General features: G+C 75.9%; 2 protein-coding genes. Both read right to left on the reverse strand.

Annotated elements, in window-relative coordinates; all coding sequences use genetic code 11:
* Positions 1 to 108: 108 nt before the first annotated feature.
* Positions 109 to 291, reverse strand: coding sequence for a hypothetical protein (locus tag ABT367_RS41295; protein WP_352259110.1), 183 nt, complete (start codon positions 289 to 291; stop codon positions 109 to 111).
* 169 nt (positions 292 to 460) lie between these two features.
* A complete protein-coding gene (locus tag ABT367_RS41300) occupies positions 461 to 1,759 on the reverse strand; it encodes a ferredoxin reductase family protein (protein WP_434975659.1) in 1,299 nt (432 codons plus the stop codon).
* Positions 1,760 to 1,954: the final 195 nt, after the last annotated feature.

Here is a 1,954-nt window from a genome sequence, read left to right on the forward strand (position 1 = left end):
GCCCCCCCCCGCCGCCCCCCCCCCCCCGCCGCCGCCCCCCCGCGCCCCCCCGGCCCCGCCGCACACCCCCCACCAGCCCCCCCCGCCCCGCCACCGCGTGCTGCCGGCTCAGGGCGCGGCCTGGGGTTGGGCCGGTCCTGCGGGCAGCCGGTCGGGGGCGGGCGGGGCGGAGGGGTCGATCGACAGGGTGAGCAGCGTGGCCGCCAGGGCACTGGCGCCCGCGAGCGAGGCGGCGAGTCTGCGGCGGGCCTGGTGGGTGGGGCCGGAGGCGGGCTTGCGGTGGCGGGCCATGGGGGTGGAGGTTCCGTTCTCGGGGCCTGGGACGGGGAGTTGGCCGGGTTGGGCGAGGCTGGTGGAGGGAGCTGGCGTGGGGTGGGCTCGCGTGGACTGGGCTCGCACGGACTGGGCTGGGCTGGACTCGCACGCACTGGACTGGGCTGGGCTGGACTGGGCTGGGGGCTCAGAAGGTGAAGTTCTCGGCGTGGATGTGCTGTTCGGGGACTCCGGCCCGGATCAGTGCGACCGTCGCCGCCTCGGCCATCCTGGGCGGGCCGCACAGGTAGACGTCGTGCTCGGCGAGGTCGGGGACGAGGTTGCGCAGGGCCTGGGGGGCGAGCGGGTCGAAGGAGGCGTCGGACGGACCGAGGAGGTAGTGGAGCGCCGCCCGGCGGTCTGCCGCGATGGCTTCGAGTTCGTCCCGCAGCACCAACTGGGCGGCGTTGTTGGCGCGGTAGAGCAGCGTCAGGTCGCCGGGTCCGCCGGGGAGGGTCTCGAAGAGCGCCCGCATCGGAGTGATGCCGACCCCGCCCGCGAGCAGCAGCACCTTGCGGCGGGTACGGCGGTGCGCGGTCAGGGCGCCGAACGGTCCGGTGGCGAACACCCTCGTACCGGGGCGAAGGCGGCGCATCCGGCGGGTGTGGTTGCCGGCGGCCTTCACCGTGATGCGCAGCGTGTCCTCGCGTACGGGCGCGGAGAGCGAGAAGGGCAGCGCGGTGTGCCAGAGCCTGCGCTGCAGGAACCGCCAGCGGAAGAACTGCCCGGGCTCGGCCCGCAGTTCGTCGAGACCCTCGCCCTGTATGAGCACCGAGACGACATCGGGTCCTTCCCGCCGTACCTCCGTGACCCGCAGCGCGTGCCGCAGCGCCTGTCGTACGGGGACGACGAGCCGGTACCAGACGAGCAGGGCCGCGACCGTGGTGTGCAGCAGCGTCCAGGTCCATGCGGCGAGCGGGCTGCCCGCGATCTCGGGGCCCGCGAGCTGGTGGGCGAAGGCGAGTGCGGCGGCGAGGTAGGTGAGCAGATGCAGGGCGCGCCAGGTCTCGTGCGTGACGCGGCGGCGTACCGCGCGGGCGGAGGTGACGCCCACGGCGATCAGCAGTCCGGTGCCGAGGGTGGCGGCGGCGAGGGCCGGGTAGCCGAGCAGTTCGGTGCCGGCCGTCAGGAGGTCGGTGCCGCGGTGCACGGCGTATCCGCACAGGGCGAGCACGGTGTGCCCGACGCACAGACTGAGCACCCAACGCCCGCCCCAGGCGTGCCATCGGGCCAGCCGGTCGGCGCCGACACCGTGCTCGACGGCGGGGACGCGGGCCATCAGGAACAGCATGACGAGCACGCCGTATCCCGCGAGCAGCCCGGTGAGGTGGGCCCCGGTCGCGAACAGCGCGTCGAGCCGCGCGGAGGGGTGCACCTGCACGCCCCAGAGGGCGGTGACGGCTGCGGCACCGGTGAGGAGGGCGGCGCGGAGGTGGGCCGGGGGGATACGGAGGGGGGTGGCGGGGGTCGCGGAGGTAGCCGGGCTCCGGGTGCTGCGCGTCCGGGTCCGCCGCGCCCTCGCGCTCTCCTCCTCGTCCTCCGTATGCCCGAGCAGCACCCGCAGCCCATGCGCGGCCACGGTGCCCACGGCACGCGTACGCGGAACGCGCGGCGCGGAGGCAGGGCGCGGCGGCACGGCCGG

The sequence above is a fragment of the Streptomyces mesophilus genome (assembly GCF_040300965.1).
Classification (GTDB): domain Bacteria; phylum Actinomycetota; class Actinomycetes; order Streptomycetales; family Streptomycetaceae; genus Streptomyces; species Streptomyces mesophilus_A.